The sequence below is a fragment of the Bradyrhizobium sp. WU425 genome, from assembly GCF_021052305.1.
In the GTDB taxonomy this organism is placed as follows: Bacteria; Pseudomonadota; Alphaproteobacteria; order Rhizobiales; family Xanthobacteraceae; genus Bradyrhizobium; species Bradyrhizobium canariense_D.
This window is the reverse complement of the sequence record NZ_CP088089.1, coordinates 3568203-3587897: the sequence shown is the minus strand read 5'-3', so window position 1 is coordinate 3587897 and position 19695 is coordinate 3568203. Positions and strand designations below refer to the sequence as shown.

Annotated in this window: 10 protein-coding genes; 1 reads left to right on the top strand and 9 read right to left on the bottom strand. The window is 62.3% G+C overall.

The features are described 5' to 3' along the window. Positions 1-53: 53 nt before the first annotated feature. The 5 genes from rpsJ to rpsL form a co-directional block, all read right to left on the bottom strand. On the bottom strand, positions 54-362 hold the full coding sequence (gene rpsJ / locus BcanWU425_RS17240) for a 30S ribosomal protein S10 (protein WP_002712302.1): 309 nt from the start codon (positions 360-362) through the stop codon (positions 54-56). Between the two features lie 82 nt (positions 363-444). Further along, positions 445-1635, bottom strand: coding sequence for an elongation factor Tu (gene tuf / locus BcanWU425_RS17235; protein WP_018456453.1), 1191 nt, complete (start codon positions 1633-1635; stop codon positions 445-447). Between the two features lie 40 nt (positions 1636-1675). Continuing rightward, positions 1676-3748, bottom strand: coding sequence for an elongation factor G (gene fusA / locus BcanWU425_RS17230; protein ID WP_026233180.1), 2073 nt, complete (start codon positions 3746-3748; stop codon positions 1676-1678). A gap of 30 nt (positions 3749-3778) precedes the next feature. Beyond that, positions 3779-4249: a 30S ribosomal protein S7 gene (rpsG, locus tag BcanWU425_RS17225; protein WP_007603009.1), complete on the bottom strand. Its 471-nt coding sequence runs from the start codon at positions 4247-4249 to the stop codon at positions 3779-3781. Positions 4250-4264: 15 nt separating this feature from the next. Further along, the gene (gene rpsL, locus BcanWU425_RS17220) at positions 4265-4636 is read right to left on the bottom strand and encodes a 30S ribosomal protein S12 (RefSeq protein WP_007603006.1); all 372 of its coding nucleotides are present in this window, start codon (positions 4634-4636) and stop codon (positions 4265-4267) included. A 640-nt stretch (positions 4637-5276) separates the two neighbouring features. Between rpsL and BcanWU425_RS17215 the strand changes: the two genes are divergently transcribed. Further along, positions 5277-6515: an FAD-dependent oxidoreductase gene (locus tag BcanWU425_RS17215; RefSeq protein WP_085351283.1), complete on the top strand. Its 1239-nt coding sequence runs from the start codon at positions 5277-5279 to the stop codon at positions 6513-6515. Here the strand turns inward: BcanWU425_RS17215 and BcanWU425_RS17210 are convergent. The 4 genes from BcanWU425_RS17210 to rpoB all read right to left on the bottom strand — a co-directional run bounded on the left by BcanWU425_RS17210 (position 6443) and on the right by rpoB (position 19285). Next, a complete protein-coding gene (locus tag BcanWU425_RS17210) occupies positions 6443-8464 on the bottom strand; it encodes an ABC transporter ATP-binding protein (RefSeq protein ID WP_018456450.1) in 2022 nt (673 codons plus the stop codon). The two genes, BcanWU425_RS17215 and BcanWU425_RS17210, sit on opposite strands and share 73 nt — an antisense overlap. Before the next feature lie 130 nt (positions 8465-8594). After that, on the bottom strand, positions 8595-10655 hold the full coding sequence (locus BcanWU425_RS17205) for an FAD-dependent oxidoreductase (RefSeq protein ID WP_018456449.1): 2061 nt from the start codon (positions 10653-10655) through the stop codon (positions 8595-8597). A 191-nt stretch (positions 10656-10846) separates the two neighbouring features. Next, complete coding sequence (gene rpoC / locus BcanWU425_RS17200) at positions 10847-15043, bottom strand: DNA-directed RNA polymerase subunit beta' (RefSeq protein ID WP_026233179.1); 4197 nt, start codon at positions 15041-15043, stop codon at positions 10847-10849. Positions 15044-15169: 126 nt separating this feature from the next. Further along, positions 15170-19285: a DNA-directed RNA polymerase subunit beta gene (rpoB, locus tag BcanWU425_RS17195; RefSeq protein ID WP_018456447.1), complete on the bottom strand. Its 4116-nt coding sequence runs from the start codon at positions 19283-19285 to the stop codon at positions 15170-15172. Between the last annotated feature and the right edge of the window lie 410 nt (positions 19286-19695).

Below are 19695 nucleotides of genomic sequence, written 5' to 3'. Positions count from 1 at the left end.
CGGCGTGCTTCCTGTTCTTTCTGTCCGCTAGTGGCGAACGTGATCCAAAAATCTTAGAGCTTGATCTCGACGTCGACACCGGCGGCCAAGTCGAGCTTCATCAAAGCATCGACGGTCTGCGGGGTCGGATCGACGATGTCGAGCAGGCGCTTGTGAGTGCGCATCTCGAACTGCTCGCGGCTCTTCTTGTCGACGTGCGGCGAACGGTTGACGGTGAACTTCTCGATGCGGGTGGGCAGCGGAATGGGTCCGCGGACCTGCGCGCCGGTGCGCTTCGCCGTGTTCACGATCTCGCGGGTCGACGTATCGAGGATACGATGGTCGAACGCCTTGAGACGGATGCGAATGTTTTGGCCGTTCATTGCCGTGGTCTTTCTTCAATGGGGTGGCGAATAGCGAATAGCGAATGTCACATTCGCTATTCGCCGATCCCTATTCTCGTAATTACTCGATGATCGAGGCGACGACGCCGGCGCCGACGGTGCGGCCACCTTCGCGGATCGCGAAGCGGAGCTTCTCTTCCATCGCGATCGGCACGATCAGGTGCACTTCCATCGCAATGTTGTCGCCCGGCATCACCATCTCGGTGCCTTCCGGCAGATGCACGACACCGGTCACGTCGGTGGTGCGGAAGTAGAACTGCGGACGGTAGTTGGTGAAGAAGGGAGTGTGGCGGCCGCCCTCTTCCTTGGTGAGGATGTAGGCCTCAGCCTTGAACTTGGTGTGCGGCTTGACCGAACCCGGCTTGCACAGCACCTGGCCGCGCTCGACGTCCTCGCGCTTGGTACCGCGAAGCAGCGCACCGATGTTGTCGCCGGCCTGGCCTTGATCGAGCAGCTTGCGGAACATTTCGACACCGGTGACCGTGGTCTTCTGCGTGGCGCGCAGACCGACGATCTCGATTTCCTCGCCGACCTTGACGATACCGCGCTCGACACGGCCGGTCACGACGGTGCCGCGGCCCGAGATCGAGAACACGTCTTCAACCGGCATCAGGAACGGCAGATCGACCGGACGCTCCGGCTGCGGAATGTAAGCGTCGACCTGCTTCATCAGCTCGAGGATGGCGTCATGGCCGAGCGTCTTATCGGAATCTTCGAGGGCGGCAAGCGCCGAGCCCTTGATGATCGGGATGGTGTCGCCCGGGAATTCGTACTTCGAGAGCAGCTCGCGGACCTCGAGCTCGACGAGCTCGAGCAGTTCCGGATCGTCGACCATGTCGCACTTGTTGAGGAACACGACGAGCGCGGGAACGCCGACCTGGCGGGCGAGCAGGATGTGCTCGCGGGTCTGCGGCATCGGACCGTCGGCGGCCGACACGACCAGGATCGCACCGTCCATCTGGGCGGCGCCGGTGATCATGTTCTTCACGTAGTCGGCGTGGCCGGGGCAGTCGACGTGCGCGTAGTGGCGGTTCTTGGTCTCGTATTCGACGTGCGCCGTCGAGATCGTGATGCCGCGCGCCTTCTCTTCCGGCGCCTTGTCGATCTGGTCGTACGCGGTGAACGTCGCGCCGCCGGCTTCGGCGAGGACCTTGGTGATCGCCGCGGTCAGCGACGTCTTGCCATGGTCGACGTGACCGATGGTGCCGATGTTGCAGTGCGGCTTGTTACGTTCAAACTTTGCTTTGGCCATTTGACTCTCCGTTCAATCGTCAGTTCGAGACCGACGACAATCAGGCAAACTTCTTCTGGACTTCTGCCGACACGTTGGCCGGCGCTTCTGCGTAGTGGTCGAACTGCATGGTGAAGGTTGCGCGACCCTGGCTCATCGAGCGCAGGTTATTCACGTAACCGAACATGTTCATGAGCGGCACCATCGCGTTGATGACGTTGGCGTTGCCGCGCATGTCCTGACCCTGGATCTGACCGCGCCGCGAATTCAGGTCGCCGATGACGGAGCCGGTGTAATCTTCCGGGGTCACCACTTCGACCTTCATGATCGGCTCGAGCAGGACGGACTTGCCCTTCTGCAAGGCTTCGCGGAATGCAGCACGCGATGCGATTTCGAAGGCGAGCGCCGACGAATCGACGTCGTGATACTTGCCGTCGACGAGCTGAACCTTGACGTCGACCACGGGGAAGCCCGCGACCACGCCGGAACTCAGCACGCTGTTGATGCCCTTCTCGACGCCGGGGATGTATTCCTTCGGCACCGCACCGCCGACGACCTTGGACTCGAACTCGTAACCCTTGCCGGGCTCGTTCGGCTCCACGATGATCGACACTTCCGCGAACTGTCCGGTACCGCCGGTCTGCTTCTTGTGGGTGTACTTGACTTCGGACCTCTTGGTGACGCGCTCACGGAACGCCACCTGCGGCGCGCCGATGTTGGCATCGACCTTGTAGGTGCGGCGGAGAATGTCGACCTTGATGTCGAGATGGAGCTCGCCCATGCCCTTGAGGATGGTCTGGCCGGACTCCTGATCGGTCGACACGCGGAAGGACGGATCCTCCGCGGCGAGCTTCGCCAGCGCCACGCCCAGCTTTTCCTGGTCGGCCTTGGACTTGGGCTCGATCGCGATCTCGATGACGGGCTCGGGGAATTCCATCTTTTCGAGGATCACCGCCTTGTCGGGATCGCACAGCGTGTCACCGGTGCGCGCTTCCTTCAGGCCAGCCAGTGCGACGATGTCGCCGGCATAGGCTTCCTTGATGTCTTCGCGGTTGTTCGCATGCATCAGCAACATGCGGCCGATGCGCTCCTTGCGGTCGCGCGTCGAATTGATCACGCCGGTGCCCGACAGCAGCGTGCCGGAATAGATGCGGCAGAAGGTGATGGTGCCGACGAACGGGTCGTCCATGATCTTGAAGGCCAACAGAGCCAGCGGCTCCTTGTCGTCCGGCAGGCGAACGACCTCGTTGCCGTCTTCATCGACGCCCTTGATGGCGGGCACGTCAACCGGCGACGGCAGATAATCCACGACGGCGTCGAGCAGAGGCTGCACGCCCTTGTTCTTGAACGCCGAGCCGCACAATACCGGGAAGAACGCGCCAGTCAGCACGGCCTTGCGGATCAAGCGCTTCAACGTCGGCTCATCGGGCTCCTTGCCGTCGAGGTAAGCGGCGAGAACTTCGTCGTCGAGCTCGACGGCGGCTTCCAACAACTTCTCGCGATATTCCTTGGCCTTCTCGACCATGTCCTCGGGAATATCGATGTCCACGAACTTGGCGTCGAGCTTCTCTTCTTCCCAGACCACGCCCTTCATGCGAACGAGGTCGACCAGGCCCTTGAAGTTGTTCTCGGAGCCGATCGGAAGCTGGATCGCGATCGGCTTTGCGCCGAGGCGGTCGACGATGTCCTGCATGCACTTGTAGAAGTCAGCGCCGGTCTTATCCATCTTGTTGGCGAAGACGATGCGCGGAACTTTGTACTTGTCGCCCTGGCGCCAGACCGTCTCGGTCTGGGGCTCGACGCCCTGGTTCGAGTCGAGCACGCACACGGCGCCGTCGAGCACGCGCAGGCTGCGCTCGACTTCGATGGTGAAGTCGACGTGGCCGGGAGTGTCGATGATGTTGAGACGCTTGCCTTCCCAGAACGCGGTGGTCGCGGCCGACGTAATCGTAATGCCGCGCTCCTGCTCCTGCTCCATCCAGTCCATCGTCGCGGCACCTTCGTGCACTTCGCCGATTTTGTGGCTCTTGCCGGTGTAATAGAGGATGCGCTCGGTGGTCGTGGTCTTGCCGGCATCGATATGCGCCATGATACCGAAGTTGCGGTAATTCTCTATGGCATGAACGCGGGGCATGGAGTGTTCCTTAGATTCCGTGTGTCGCCGTTACCAGCGATAGTGCGAGAAGGCGCGGTTGGCTTCCGCCATCCGGTGCACGTCTTCGCGCTTCTTGACGGCGTTACCCCGGTTGTTCGACGCATCCAGGAGCTCCGCAGAGAGCCGCTCGGTCATCGTCTTCTCGTTGCGATCGCGCGCAGCCGAGATCAGCCAGCGAATGCCCAGCGCCTGACGGCGCACCGAGCGAACTTCGACCGGAACCTGATAGGTCGCGCCGCCGACGCGGCGGGAGCGCACTTCAATCGTCGGCATGACGTTCTCGAGCGCCTGCTCGAACACGCCGAGCGGGTTCTGCTTTGTCTTGCTTTCGATGAGGCCGAACGCGCCGTAGACGATGCCTTCGGCGACCGACTTCTTTCCGGCGTACATTACCGAATTCATGAACTTCGTGACGATGATATTCCCGAACTTCGGATCGGGAAGGACTTCGCGCTTTTCGGCAGAATGGCGACGAGACATGGACCTGGTTCCCGCTTACTTCGGACGCTTGGCGCCGTACTTCGAACGGCGCTGCTTACGGTTCTTGACGCCCTGGGTATCCAGAACGCCGCGGAGGATGTGGTAGCGCACGCCGGGCAAGTCCTTGACGCGACCGCCGCGGATCATGACCACCGAGTGCTCCTGGAGGTTATGGCCCTCACCGGGGATGTAGCCGATCACCTCGAAGCCGTTGGTCAGGCGCACCTTGGCAACCTTACGAAGCGCCGAGTTCGGCTTCTTCGGGGTCGTGGTGTAAACGCGTGTGCAAACACCGCGCTTCTGCGGCGACTGCTGCAGCGCCGGCACCTTCTTGCGCGACTTCTGCACTTCCCGCGGTTGAGCGATCAGTTGGTTGATCGTCGGCATCCTGGCATTACCCTTTGTGTTCTGCCGCGGCCCGTCACCGGGTCCGCAAATTCTTTCGAGCTACCCGCCCGACGAGGCCGCCTTCCGCGGAACAATCCGCACAAAGCGAAATCGCGCCAACCACCCATCAACGGGCGGAAAGCGCTTCGACGCCACAGAGGACCGCAGTAGTTGAACCGGTCAGCTTGAAGCTGCGGCCCGCGCACCGAGGTCATGCATCCGAATTCGATCTCGAGAGAACATGCTCAAGAGAACTAAAATCGCACTGGCATTGCCTAGCTATGATCGACAGCGTTTGAGCGGCATTCGTCGAGGTTGGTGCCTGTCTTGGTGATCCCAGGGGATCAAACAGGTGGCCCGTTCCGACGTTGGCGATGCTCACCGCCTGTCGTTAAGTGAGGGGGTTCTATAAGTGGGAGTCGGTCAAGTCAAGGCGAAACGTCAGTCAGAAGCGCTTCCCGCACCTGCCGAAATCGCTTCTTGGGCCGCTCGCTGCGCCTTCGTGAGATGGAAACGAAGAGCGCGTCGCGCCACCTCGAAACCTATTTATACCCGGACTAAATATACTTTTATAACCATTGGCTAAGGCTTTCTTTCCTGTTGGAGCGCCAATGTGCCGCCTTGGGCAGAGATTAGCGCCATGCGGTACACCGACATTGCCATTATCGGCGGGGGATTGTCCGGCTCGACCGCCGCCGCGATGCTCGGCCGTAGCGGCATTTCGACCATCCTGATCGATCCGCATGAGAGCTATTCGGCGGACTTTCGGGTCGAAAAACTCAGCGGTCACGTGCAGGTTGGGCGATTCCTGCAGACGGGAATCGCCGAATCGGTGTTGCACCGCGCGACCTTTGTGGGTGAGAACTGGATCGCGCGCTTCGGCCGCCTTCTCGACAAGGCGCCGAGCCGGCAGTTCAACATCCTCTACGATTCCCTCGTCAACGCTGTCCGCGACGAAATTCCTGCCGGCGTCGAGCGCATCTGCGCCAAGGCTGTCTCGGTCGAGACGAGTGCGGAGCGGCAGAAGGTCACTCTCTCCAACGACGCGATGGTCTCCGCCCGGCTGGTCGTGCTCGCCAACGGACTCAATGTCGGCCTGCGCCACCAGCTGGGAATCGCCCGAAAAGTCGTCAGTGCCTGCCATTCGATTTCGATCGGGTTCGACGTGGTGCCCGCGGGACGGGACTCGTTCGACTTCCCTGCGCTGACCTATTTCTCGGAACGGCCGAGCGACCGCATCCCCTACCTCACGCTTTTTCCGATCGGGACGCGGATGCGCGCCAATCTGTTCGTCTATCGCAGCTTCGACGATCCCTGGCTGCGTGAGCTGCGCCGCGCGCCGGCCGAGACGTTGAACGCTGCGCTGCCACGGCTCAAGCACATCACCGGACCATTCGACATTCCCAGTGAGCTGAAAATCCGTCCGGTCGATCTCTATGTGAACGATGCCAGCGGCCAGCCGGGTCTCGTGCTGGTGGGCGATGCCTTCTCGACCTCCTGCCCGGCCGCCGGCACCGGGTGCGACAAGGTCTTCACCGACGTCGAGCGGCTCTGCAACGTCTATATCCCGCAGTGGCTGGCCTCCGACGGGATGGATACAAGCAAGATCGCCGCCTTCTACGCAGACCCGGTCAAGCGGGAGTGCGACGATTGGTCGGCCGCGAAGGCCTTCGATTTCCGCTCAGTCTCCATTGCGACAAGCCCTTATTGGACGGCGCAGCGCTGGGCACGCTTCATTGCCTGGTCGGTTCAGGGACTATTGCGGCCGCTTGGAGCAGCCTTCGATCTGGAGCCGAACTTCCTCGGTCACTCCTCCTCATCGTCCTCGTCGAGGTCGTCTTCATCCTCGTCGTCTTCGTCGCTGTCCTCGTCGACGTGAGCCGGCGCGCCATGCGGTTGGTGGATCTGGTCGTTCCACAGCTTGCGATAGGTGCCGTTCTTGGCGAGCAGCTCGGCATGTGAGCCGCGCTCGATCGCCCTGCCCCCTGAAATCACGATGATCTCGTCCATCTCGACCACCGAGGTCAGGCGGTGGGTTGACCAGATCATGGTGCGGCCCTTGGCGACCTTCAGCAGCGTGCGGTTGATCGCAGCTTCCGTGGTCTGGTCGAGCGCCGAAGTGGCTTCGTCGAGCAGCAGCACGGAAGGATTACGGATGACCGCGCGCGCGATCGCGATGCGCTGGCGCTGGCCGCCCGACAAGGTATCGCCGCGCTCGCCCACCGGCGTGTCGTATCGTTGCGGCAGGCTCATGATGTAACGGTGGATCTCGGCTTTCTTGGCCGCCTCCTCCACCTCCTCATCGGTCGCGCCCTCCTTGCCGAGCCGAATGTTCTCCCGGATCGACATGTTGAACAGCATATTCTCCTGGAACACCACAGCCATGCTCCGGCGCAGGGAGTCCAGCGTCACCTTGCGGACGTCGACGCCGTCGATGGTGACGCGCCCCTCGTCCGGCACATAGAGCCGCAGGATCAGATTCAGCAGCGTGCTCTTGCCGGAGCCGGACGGACCGACGATGGCAATGCGCTTGCCGACATTGAGCTTGAGGCTGAGATTGTCCAGCACTGGCGTCTGGCTGCCTTCGTACTGGAACGTCACGTGGTCGAAGGTGATGTCGTTGGTGATGCGGGGCAGATCGGGCGCGCCGGCACGATCGGCGCTGCGCGTGGGCTCGTCGAGCAACTCCTGCATATGACGGATCGCGGCTGCCGCGGAGATCGACACGGGGATGAAATGCATCACATGGGCGATGTTGTAGGACACCTCCCAGAACGCACTCTCGAAGGTGACGAAGGTGCCGATGGTAATCTGCCCCTTCGTCGCCAGATATGCGCCGATCGCGAGCACGACGAGATGCAAGAGCAGCACCGAGATGGTGACCGTCCGCTCCACCATGGTCGACAGGAACGCCGCCGAGGCCATCCTGTTTCGCGTCTCGTCGTTGCGGAATTTGAAGAAGCCGAACATCCGGCGTTGCAGGCTGAACGCCTTGATCACGGCCTGCGCCGCCACGTTCTCCTGCACCATGCCGAGCAGCGCAGATTCATTGAGCTTCTGCTCGTAATTCGCCTGGACAGCCTTCGGCGTCAGCATGCGGGGACCGATCAGCGTGATCGGGAACACCAGCAGCGCAACCGCCGCGAGCTGCCAGTTCAGGAACACCATCAGGATGATGCCCGCGATCAGCTCCAGGAACGGCAATGCCGCGCTGTTGGCGAAGGTCTTGACCGAACCCTCGAAGGCCGCGAGGTCGACTGAGAAGCGCGACAGGATCTCGCCGCGCTTGGTGCGGCCGAAATAGGCCGCCGGCAGGTCCTGGACGTGCTCGAACAGCCGTTTGCGGACGTCGGAAATGATGCACGCCGCGAGCCGCGCATCCCAGCGCTCGTACCAGACCGCGACGATCGAGGTGAATATGCCCGCGACCGCGAGCACGCCGAGGATCTTGTACAGCGCCTGAAAATCCTCCTCGCCGAGCGCGTCGTCGATCAGGTACTTCAGGCTGAGCGGCATGATGACGTTGAAGAGCGTCTCGACGAAGACGCCGAACGCCACGAAGGACAGCATCTGCTTGTAGTTGAACAGGAAGGGTTTGACGAAACCCAGGATGGTCGCGAGCGCGCCGGCGGCCTCGCGCGCGGTAAAGACGACGAGGTCCTCGTCCTCATCGTCGTCATCGAGCTCCAGCCCGCCATCCTCCTCGTCTTCATCGTCCTCGTCGTCTTCAAGGTCCGGCTTGGCGGTAGGGACAAGCTTGTCGTCGAGCTCGGCCGCCTCTTCCGCGGCGAGCTTCTGTTTGTCGGGCGGGAGGGGCTTGGACGCCATGAAACCAACCGATGCTGACGGCCGGCATGACCGCAGAGAAAGCAGGAAATAGCGCCAACCGCTACTGCATCGATTCTATGCGATCAAGATGAATTCGGCAAAACAATTGGCGAAGGCCCGCTTCAGGCGGCTAGTCGTCTTCCTCATCCTCGACCTTGTCGAAAAAGGAATAGCGCAAGGAATCGGCGTCGGCGTACCACTGGCCCGGTCCCTTGTTGGCGGCGAGCGTCGTCTCCCAGAGCGCGTCCGTGCAGTCCTTGCGGTGCATCGACAGCTCGAAGCCGTTGCCGAAGAACAGTTCGGACCATTCCCACCAGGTGCCGAGCTTCTTGACGCCGCGCAGAAGGTCGTAGCGGTCGATCAGTGCCGGCGCCATGTCCGAGGTGATCGAGCCGAACACGAGCCCGGTCTTGACCACACGGTTCAGCTCCCTGATCGCACGGACCACCTGCTTCGGGGAAACATGGCAGAGGCTGGTCTCGAACACGAAGTCGAACGCACCATCCTTGAACGGCATGTCGGTGATCGAACCGAGCTTGTTGTACTTCCTCAGCGCCTTCGGCGTTCTGGCGTGAATGGTGCGGTTGTTCTCGATACCGAAGGCATCGATGCCGCGATCACGTAGCGCGCCGACAAGCTCGCCGCTGGCCGAGCCCGCGATCAAGAGCTTCGTGCCTTTGGCCTTGCCCCAGACGATGCCGATCAGTTTTGTGAGATAGTCGGGATCCGTGAAGTGTTGCCACACCTCGCTGTAGGGGCCCTGGCCGCGATAATTGTCAAAATAGGCACGATCGATCTTGTCCGAGAGCGGCTTGTCGTCCTGCGAACGCTCGCGGCGCAAGCGCATCATCTCGGTCAAGATGATGTCGGTCGCCGCGTCCGAGGAATCGAGCAGGCCGTTCAGCGTCGAGTCGAACAGATAGTCGCCGACCACCACGATTCCGGGATGTTCCTTCGGCTCGGGCCGGTGGTTGGTCATGACGTCGCGCACGGGCAAGCCGCCCGGAATCGCGTTCACCGAGGACAGCCAGCGGTGGATCTTGCCTTCCATGAAATGCGCGCGTGCATCGCCGAGCGATGCCGGAAGCGATTTCAGCGCGGCATCGATCAGCTCCCGGTCGGAGAGATTCGCAAAGGCCAGCGCATCGGAGCCCGGAATCAGCCAGTTCAGCACGCCGTGCTTGCCCACATCATGGCGGGCGCCCTCGTTATAGACGCAGCAACCGCCAAAGGCTTCCGACATGAACCAGGCGCCGGCGATCTTGTCGCCCCAGAACGGCGTGTCGAACAGGATCGAGACACGCAAATAGTGCGCAGGACGGTCGAAGTACGCGACGTGCTTGACCATCGACTTGCGGAGCTGTTCGCCTTCCCAGCCGACGGTCCCAAGCCAGGAATGCGGCAGACAGACCAGCACAAGGTCGAAGTCGCGCGTCTCCGGCCCCTTGCCGTTCATCATCTTGAGTTGATAGCGGCCGGTCGGCGCCTTGCCGACCGTGAGGATTCGGTGATTGAGCTGGATGTCGGCATTGACCTCCGACTGGAGGCACTCGATGAGCTGCTCGTTGCCGTTCTGGATGGAATAGAGGCCGATATAGCCGTCGACATCCATCAGGTAGTTCTTGAGCGCGTTGAGCCCGTTGGTGTTGTGGCTCTCGGTCGCGAGGTCCGAGCGCGCCATCACCTTGAAGAATCGCTTTGCGGTCTCGTCCTCGACCTCCTCGTCGAGCACCTGTTCGGCGGTCTTGTAGGCCCAGGGATTCTCGTTGTCGTGCGCGCCGACACCCTCGTAGTACTCGATCGGCGTCATCGCCTCGGCGCAGCGCTTACGGAACGCCTCGATTGCGGCTGCGGTCTTGGCACCGTATTTGCGGCGCATGCCCGCGACGTCGTTGAGGAGCTCACCGCCGAACTGCACCTGCTCGGCATCCATCGGAATGGTCTGCAGGCCGAAATGCTGGATCAACTCGCGCAACGGATCCGGCCCGGTCATCGAGTAGTCGTAGATCTCGGCAACGCCGGCCTCGTACATCGCGGGCGCGGAATCGAATTTGCGCGTGACGATCTTGCCGCCGAGCCGGTCGGATGCCTCGTAGATGGTGACGCGGCAGAGGTCGCCAAGCTTGCGCTTCAGATACCAAGCGCTCATCAGCCCGCCGGGGCCGCCGCCTACGATTGCGAGATCAAGCATGAGAATTCCGTGGTCTCCGGCCCGCCCCCTTCACGGGACCACCGGTCTAAGCTCTCCTAGCAGAAGCGCTTTTGCGCCTGAAGGAAAGATGAACAAAGGTTGATCCCGCACCGCAACAGGGAAACAAAGCAGCAAAAAGGCCGGCTTTCGCCGGCCTTTTCAGTGTCCTCGGTATTCCTACGGATGAACGATCATTCCGCAGGTGGCAGCGCCATCGGCTCCACTTCCGGCGCCGGCGGCACGACGGCCGCCTGCTTCTCGCGCTCGTCGAGGATCATCTTGTCGCGCTTCACCGCGACTTCGCGGATCTTCGCCATGGAGGCGCCGGTGCCTGCCGGAATCAGCCGGCCGACGATGACGTTCTCCTTGAGGCCTTCGAGCGGATCGACCTTGCCGTTGACCGCCGCTTCCGTGAGGACGCGGGTGGTCTCCTGGAACGAGGCCGCCGAGAAGAAGGAGCGGGTCTGAAGGCTCGCCTTGGTGATGCCGAGCAGAACCGGCGTCCCCGTGGCGATCTTCTTGCCCTCTTCCTTGGCCTTCGCGTTGATCTGGTCGAACTCGATCTTGTCGATCTGCTCGCCCGAGATCATGTCCGTGTCGCCCTGGTCGGTGACTTCCACCTTCTGGAGCATCTGACGGACGATCACCTCGATGTGCTTATCGTTGATGAGCACGCCCTGGAGCCGATAGACCTCCTGGATCTCGTTGACCAGATAGGCCGCGAGTTCCTCGATGCCCTTGACCGCCAAAATGTCGTGCGGCGCCGGATTGCCTTCCACGATGAAGTCGCCCTTTTCGACGACGTCGCCATCCTGAAGGTGGATGTGCTTGCCCTTCGGGATCAGGTACTCGCGCGCCTCTTCGGTCTTGTCCATCGGCTCGATCGAGATGCGACGCTTGTTCTTATAGTCGCGCCCAAACCGGATGGTGCCCGCGATTTCGGCGATGATCGCCGCATCCTTCGGACGCCGAGCCTCGAACAGTTCCGCCACCCGCGGCAGACCGCCGGTGATGTCGCGCGTCTTGGCGCTTTCGGTCGAGACACGGGCGAGAATGTCGCCCGCCTGGACCTTGGCGCCGACATCGACCGACAGAATGGCATCGACCGACAGCATGTAGCGGGCATCGCCGCCACGGGCGAGCTTGAGCACCTTGCCGTCCTTGCCCTTGATCACGATGGCGGGACGCAGGTCCCCGCCGCCGCGCATCGAGCGCCAGTCGATGACCACGCGCTTGGCAATACCGGTGGCCTCGTCGAGCGTTTCCGAGATCGACTGTCCCTCGACCAGATCCTCGAAGCCGATAGTACCTTCGACCTCGGTGAGGAGCGGACGGGTGTAGGGATCCCATTCCACGATACGCTGGCCACGCTTGACCATGTCGCCCTCGTCGACGTGCAGGCGCGAACCGTACTGAATACGGTGCGTCGCACGCTCGGTGCCGTCGGCATCGACGATCGCGATCACCATGTTGCGAACCATCGCGACCAGGTGGCCTTCGCTATTGCGGGCGATGGCCTTGTTCCTGATCACGATCTTGCCGTCGAAGTTGGATTCAACGAAAGATTGCTCGTTCAGCTGCGCCGCACCGCCGATGTGGAAGGTGCGCATGGTGAGCTGGGTGCCCGGCTCGCCGATCGACTGGGCCGCGATGACCCCGACCGCTTCGCCGTGGTTGACCGGCGTGCCGCGAGCGAGATCGCGGCCGTAGCACTTGCCGCAGATGCCGTTGACGAGCTCGCAGGTCAGCGCCGAGCGGATCTTTACCTCTTGGACGCCGCCCTGATGGATGGCATCCAGATGGCTCTCTTCCATCAGCGTACCGCGCTTGAAGATCACCTTGCCCGTGCTGTCACGCACGTCTTCGCAGGCCGTGCGTCCGAGGATGCGCGAGCCGAGCGAAGCGACCACGGTGCCGGCATCGACGATGGCGCGCATCTTGATGCCGAGCTTGGTGCCGCAATCGTCCTGCGTGATGATGCAATCCTGCGCGACGTCGACGAGACGACGGGTCAGATAGCCGGAGTTCGCGGTCTTCAACGCGGTGTCCGCGAGGCCCTTGCGGGCGCCGTGGGTCGAGTTGAAGTACTCGAGCACCGAGAGGCCTTCCTTGAAGTTCGAGATGATCGGCGTCTCGATGATCTCGCCCGACGGCTTGGCCATCAGGCCGCGCATGCCGGCGAGCTGGCGCATCTGGGCCGGCGAACCGCGGGCACCGGAGTGAGCCATCATGTAGATCGAGTTGATGTCGGCATCCGCCCCACTCGCCGTCTTCTTGGTCGAGGAGATCTCCTTCATCATCGCCTTGGCGATTTCTTCCGTGGCCTTCGACCAGGCGTCGACGACCTTGTTGTACTTCTCGCCATGGGTAATCAGACCGTCGTTGTACTGCTGCTCGAAATCCTTCGCCAGCGTACGGGTAGCGTCGACGATCTTCCACTTGGAGTGCGGCACGACCATGTCGTCCTTGCCGAACGAGATGCCGGCCTTGAAGGCGTTGTAGAAGCCGAGCGCCATGATGCGGTCGCAGAAGATCACCGTCTCCTTCTGGCCGCAGTGGCGGTAGACCTGGTCGATGACGCCGGAGATCTCGCGCTTGGTCATCAGCTTGTTGATGATCTCGTACGGAACGCGCGGGTTCTTCGGCAGCAAATTGCCCAGCATGACGCGGCCGGCGGTGGTCTCGATCCAGCGCCTGGAGATCTTGCCGGTCTCGTCGATGCCTTCCCACCGGTACTTGATCTTGGTGTGGAGGTGGATGACCTTCGCGTGCAACGCGTGCTCGAGCTCCGCCATCTCGCCGAAGATCTTGCCCTCGCCGGGCAGGCCTTCGCGCATGATGGAGACGTAGTAGAGACCGAGCACGATGTCCTGCGACGGCACGATGATCGGCTGGCCGTTCGCCGGATGCAGGATGTTGTTGGTCGACATCATCAGGACGCGCGCTTCCAGCTGCGCTTCCAGCGACAGCGGAACGTGCACGGCCATCTGGTCGCCGTCGAAGTCGGCGTTGAACGCGGCGCAGACCAGCGGGTGGAGCTGGATCGCCTTGCCCTCGATCAGCACGGGCTCGAACGCCTGGATGCCGAGGCGATGCAGCGTCGGTGCGCGGTTGAGCAGCACGGGATGCTCGCGGATGACCTCGTCCAGGATGTCCCAGACCTCGGGCCGCTCCTTCTCGACCAGCTTCTTGGCCTGCTTCACGGTGGTTGACAGGCCCTTGGCGTCAAGCCGCGAGTAGATGAACGGCTTGAACAGTTCGAGGGCCATCTTCTTCGGCAGACCGCACTGATGCAGGCGCAGCTCGGGACCGACCACGATCACCGAACGGCCCGAATAGTCGACGCGCTTGCCGAGCAGGTTCTGACGGAACCGGCCCTGCTTGCCCTTGAGCATGTCGGCGAGCGACTTCAGCGGACGCTTGTTGGCACCGGTGATGACGCGGCCGCGGCGGCCGTTGTCGAACAGCGCGTCGACGGCCTCCTGAAGCATGCGCTTCTCGTTGCGGATGATGATGTCCGGCGCGCGCAGCTCCATCAGCCGCTTCAGGCGGTTGTTGCGGTTGATGACGCGGCGGTAGAGGTCGTTGAGGTCCGAGGTCGCGAAGCGGCCGCCGTCCAGCGGCACCAGCGGACGCAGGTCCGGCGGAATCACCGGGACCACGGTCATGATCATCCATTCCGGCTTGTTGCCGGAGTGGCGGAACGCTTCCACGATCTTCAGGCGCTTGGCGAGCTTCTTGTGCTTGATGTCGGAGTCGGTCTCCTGCATCTCCGCGCGCAAGGTCAGCTCGAGCTTCTCGAGATCCATGCCCTTGAGCAGCTCGCGGATCGCTTCCGCGCCGATCATGGCGGTGAAGGAATCCTGGCCGTATTCGTCCTGCGCCTTCAGATACTCGTCTTCCGACAAGAGCTGACGGTCCTTCAGCGCGGTGAGGCCCGGCTCGAGCACAACGTAATATTCGAAGTAGAGGATCCGCTCGAGATCCTTCAGCGTCATGTCGAGCAGGAGGCCGATGCGCGAAGGCAGCGACTTCAGGAACCAGATGTGGGCGACGGGGGCTGCGAGCTCGATATGGCCCATGCGCTCGCGCCGGACGCGCGACAGCGTGACCTCGACCGAGCACTTCTCGCAGATGATGCCCTTGTACTTCATGCGCTTGTACTTGCCGCACAAGCACTCGTAGTCCTTGATCGGCCCGAAGATGCGGGCGCAGAACAGGCCATCGCGCTCGGGCTTGAAGGTACGGTAGTTGATGGTTTCCGGCTTCTTGATCTCGCCGTACGACCAGGACAGAATCTTCTCGGGGCTCGCGATCGAGATCCGGATCTGGTCGAAGACCTGAGCCGGCGTCGTCGGATTAAAGAGATTCATAATTTCTTGGTTCATCGTCTTCTCCTCGCGTGCCGGTCGCCTCCGGCAGCAAATTCGAAAATCACTATGCGGGGCGCCCTGCCCTCGATTCGAGGACTGGGCGCCGATGCCCGGCCATTCAGGCCGGGCATGAGGGTCGTATTACTCGGCCGCTTCCGCCGTCCCCGGTCCGACCTTGGAATTGTGCAAGTCGACGTTGAGGCCGAGCGAGCGCATTTCCTTGACCAGCACGTTGAACGATTCCGGAATACCGGCCTCGAAGGTGTCGTCGCCACGCACGATCGCCTCGTACACCTTGGTACGGCCGGCGACGTCGTCCGACTTCACGGTCAGCATCTCCTGGAGCGTGTACGCCGCGCCGTAAGCCTCGAGCGCCCACACTTCCATTTCGCCGAAGCGCTGACCGCCGAACTGCGCCTTGCCGCCCAGCGGCTGCTGGGTAACGAGCGAGTACGGACCGATCGAACGCGCGTGGATCTTGTCGTCGACGAGATGGTGCAGCTTGAGCATGTAGATGTAGCCCACCGTCACCTTGCGGTCGAAGGCGTCGCCGGTGCGGCCGTCATAGACGGTCGACTGGCCCGAAGCGTCCAGACCGGCAAGCTTCAGCATCTCCTCGATGTCGGCTTCCTTGGCGCCGTCGAACACCGGCGTCGCGATCGGAACGCCGCGGCTCAGATTGTGGCCGAGCTCGATCAACTCGTTGTCGTTGAGCGACTTGATCGTCTCGTCCTCGCCGTAGACCTTCTTCAAGGTTTCCTTCAGCGGCCGGATGTCCTGCTTCGACAAATAGGCATCGACCGTCTGGCCGATACGCTTGCCGAGGCCGGCACAGGCCCAGCCGAGATGGGTCTCGAGGATCTGTCCGACGTTCATGCGCGATGGCACGCCGAGCGGATTGAGCACGATGTCGGCATGCGTACCGTCTTCGAGGAACGGCATGTCCTCGATCGGCACGATCTTCGACACCACGCCCTTGTTGCCGTGGCGGCCGGCCATCTTGTCGCCGGGCTGGATCTTGCGCTTCACCGCGACGAAGACCTTGACCATCTTCATCACGCCGGGCGGCAATTCGTCACCGCGCTGAAGCTTTTCGACCTTGTCGAGGAAGCGCTGTTCCAGCCCCTTCTTCGACTCGTCGTACTGCTTCCGCATGGCCTCGATCTCGGCCATCAGCTTGTCGTTCGGCGAAGCGAACAGCCACCACTGCGACTTCGGGTACTCCTCGAGCACCGCACGGGTGATCTTGGTGTCCTTCTTGAAGCCCTTCGGACCGGCGATGCCCTGCCGTCCTTCGAGCAGCTCGGCAAGACGGTTGTAGACGTTGCGGTCCAGGATCGCCTGCTCGTCGTCGCGGTCCTTGGCCAGACGCTCGATCTCTTCCCGCTCGATCGCCAGCGCACGCTCGTCCTTGTCGACGCCGTGCCGGTTGAACACGCGCACTTCGACGATGGTGCCCTGCACGCCCGGAGGAACGCGCAGCGAGGTGTCGCGGACGTCGGAAGCCTTCTCGCCGAAGATGGCGCGCAGGAGCTTTTCTTCCGGCGTCATCGGGCTTTCGCCCTTCGGCGTGATCTTGCCGACCAGGATGTCACCGGCGCGTACTTCCGCGCCGATGTACACGATGCCGGCTTCGTCGAGGTTCTTCAGCGCTTCTTCCGAGACGTTCGGAATGTCGCGGGTGATTTCCTCGGGTCCGAGCTTGGTGTCGCGGGCCATTACCTCGAATTCTTCGATATGAATTGAGGTAAACACGTCTTCCTTCACGATCCGCTCGGAGAGCAGGATCGAGTCTTCGAAGTTGTAGCCGTTCCACGGCATGAACGCGACGAGCACGTTCCGGCCGAGCGCGAGCTCGCCGAGATCGGTCGACGGACCGTCGGCGATGATGTCGCCCTTCTTGACAATGTCGCCGACCTTCACCAGCGGACGCTGGTTGATGCAGGTCGACTGGTTGGAGCGCTGGTACTTCATCAGCCGGTAGATATCGACGCCCGACTTGGTCGGATCGAGATCTTCCGTGGCGCGGATCACGACGCGGGTGGCGTCGATCTGGTCGATCACGCCCGAACGGCGCGCCGCGATCGCAGCACCCGAGTCACGCGCAACCACGCCTTCCATGCCGGTGCCGACGAACGGCGCTTCGGCGCGAACCAGCGGCACCGCCTGGCGCTGCATGTTCGAGCCCATCAGCGCGCGGTTGGCGTCGTCGTTCTCGAGGAACGGGATCAGCGCGGCCGCGACCGAAACGAGCTGCTTCGGCGACACGTCCATGTAGTCGACCTTGTCCGGGGTGACCGGCAAGACTTCGCCGGCGTGACGGCAGACCACGAGATCTTCGGTGAAGCGGCCCTTCGGATCGAGCGGCACGTTGGCCTGCGCGACCGTGTAGCGGCCCTCTTCCATCGCCGAGAGGTACACGACCTCGTCGGTGACGCGGCCGTCCTTGACCTTGCGGTAAGGCGTCTCGACGAAGCCGTACTTGTTCACGCGCGCGAAGGTCGCGAGCGAGTTGATCAGGCCGATGTTCGGACCTTCCGGCGTCTCGATCGGGCAGATGCGGCCGTAATGCGTCGGATGCACGTCGCGGACCTCGAAGCCGGCGCGCTCGCGGGTCAGACCGCCCGGTCCAAGTGCCGACAGGCGGCGCTTGTGGGTGATCTCCGACAGCGGGTTGGTCTGGTCCATGAACTGCGAGAGCTGCGAGGAGCCGAAGAACTCGCGCACGGCGGCGGCCGCCGGCTTGGCGTTGATCAGGTCCTGCGGCATGACCGTGTCGATGTCGACCGAAGACATGCGCTCCTTGATCGCGCGCTCCATGCGGAGCAAGCCGATGCGGTACTGGTTCTCCATGAGCTCGCCGACCGAACGCACACGGCGGTTGCCGAGATGGTCGATGTCGTCGATCTCGCCCTTGCCGTCGCGCAAATCCACCAGCGTCTTGATGACGGAGAGGATGTCTTCCTTGCGGAGCGTGCGTTGGGTGTCGGGCGCATCGAGGTCGAGGCGCATGTTCATCTTGACGCGACCGACCGCCGAGAGGTCGTAGCGCTCGGCGTCGAAGAACAGTGACTGGAACATTGCCTGCGCCGAATCTAGCGTCGGCGGCTCGCCGGGACGCATCACGCGGTAGATGTCGAACAGCGCGTCCTCGCGCGTCATGTTCTTGTCGGCCGCGAGGGTGTTGCGGATGTAGGCGCCGACATTGACGTGGTCGATGTCGAGCAGCGGCAGCTCCTTGTAGCCGTGCTCGTTGAGAACCTTGATCGACTTGTCGGTGATCTCTTCACCGGCTTCCGCGTGGATCTCGCCGGTCTTGGGATTGACGAGGTCCTCGGCGATGTAGTTGCCGACGAGCTCAGCATCCGAGAGGCGCAGCGCCTTCAGCCCCTTCTCCTGCATCTGACGCGCACCGCGCACGGTGAGCTTCTTGCCGGCTTCGAGCACGACCTTGCCGGTATCGGCGTCGATCAGGTCGTTGATGGTCGAGTAGCCGCGGAAACGATTGGCGTCGAACGGAACGCGCCAGCCTTCCTTGATCCGCTTGTACTGGATCTTCTTGTAGAAGGTGCTGAGGATCGCCTCGCCGTCGAGACCAAGCGCGAACATCAGCGACGTCACCGGAAGCTTGCGGCGACGGTCGATACGCGCATAGACGATGTCCTTGGCGTCGAACTCGATGTCGAGCCAGGAGCCGCGATATGGGATCACGCGAGCGGCGAACAGCAGCTTGCCCGACGAATGGGTCTTGCCCTTGTCGTGGTCGAAGAACACGCCCGGCGAACGGTGCATCTGCGAGACGATGACGCGCTCGGTGCCGTTGACGATGAAGGTGCCGTTCATCGTCATGAGCGGGATGTCGCCCATGTAGACGTCCTGCTCCTTGATGTCCTTGACCGACTTCGCGCCGGTTTCCTCGTCGATATCGAACACGATGAGGCGTAGCGTCACCTTGAGGGGGGCCGCGAAGGTCATGCCGCGCTGGCGGCACTCGTCGACGTCGTATTTCGGCGGCTCGAACTCGTAGCGGACGAATTCCAGCATCGAGGTGCCCGAGAAGTCGGAGATCGGGAACACCGAGCGGAACACCGCCTGCAAGCCCTCGTCCGATCGACCGCCCTGGGGCTCGTCGACCATCAGGAACTGGTCATAGGACGCCTTCTGAACCTCGATGAGGTTCGGCATCTCGGCGACTTCCTTGATGTGTCCGAAGAACTTGCGAACGCGTTTGCGACCGGTGAATGTCTGCTGCGCCATCGTGGCCTCTCATTTTCGTCGCCCGATTTGGGCGCGCCCTCCGGAACGCGGCGACCGCCGCTCCCCGGGTTGAATTTTTCGAACCCGTCTTGGGGGCCGGAGACTCAGTTTCAGGCAGGAATGTCCTGAATCTGTTCTTCAGACCTTCAAAACGCAAAACGACGCGCGGGGCGCAGGAGCGCGCCCGCCCGTCACAACCAACCTCTTCACGGACTGCAAAAGCCCGAAATAGCTTGCTCTCCCAACGGCTTACAGGGAATGCGGCATCCCTGCCCACCGCGCTTTCGTGCTGCCGACCCGATATGGGGCGACATTAGTGCAGATTCGAGGGACAAACCCTCAAATCCCCACACTTTTTCGTGTTCGGCCTGCGTCGGGTCGTTCCGTCGCACGCCTTTTGCATCTGGCCC

Coding starts and splice junctions, on each gene's coding strand:
- rpsG (WP_007603009.1), bottom strand. CDS start 4,249: ATGTCTCGTCGCCATTCTGCCGAAAAGCGCGAAGTCCTTCCCGATCCG.
- fusA (WP_026233180.1), bottom strand. CDS start 3,748: ATGCCCCGCGTTCATGCCATAGAGAATTACCGCAACTTCGGTATCATG.
- BcanWU425_RS17210 (WP_018456450.1), bottom strand. CDS start 8,464: ATGGCGTCCAAGCCCCTCCCGCCCGACAAACAGAAGCTCGCCGCGGAA.
- rpsL (WP_007603006.1), bottom strand. CDS start 4,636: ATGCCGACGATCAACCAACTGATCGCTCAACCGCGGGAAGTGCAGAAG.
- tuf (WP_018456453.1), bottom strand. CDS start 1,635: ATGGCCAAAGCAAAGTTTGAACGTAACAAGCCGCACTGCAACATCGGC.
- rpsJ (WP_002712302.1), bottom strand. CDS start 362: ATGAACGGCCAAAACATTCGCATCCGTCTCAAGGCGTTCGACCATCGT.
- rpoB (WP_018456447.1), bottom strand. CDS start 19,285: ATGGCGCAGCAGACATTCACCGGTCGCAAACGCGTTCGCAAGTTCTTC.
- BcanWU425_RS17215 (WP_085351283.1), top strand. CDS start 5,277: ATGCGGTACACCGACATTGCCATTATCGGCGGGGGATTGTCCGGCTCG.
- rpoC (WP_026233179.1), bottom strand. CDS start 15,043: ATGAACCAAGAAATTATGAATCTCTTTAATCCGACGACGCCGGCTCAG.
- BcanWU425_RS17205 (WP_018456449.1), bottom strand. CDS start 10,655: ATGCTTGATCTCGCAATCGTAGGCGGCGGCCCCGGCGGGCTGATGAGC.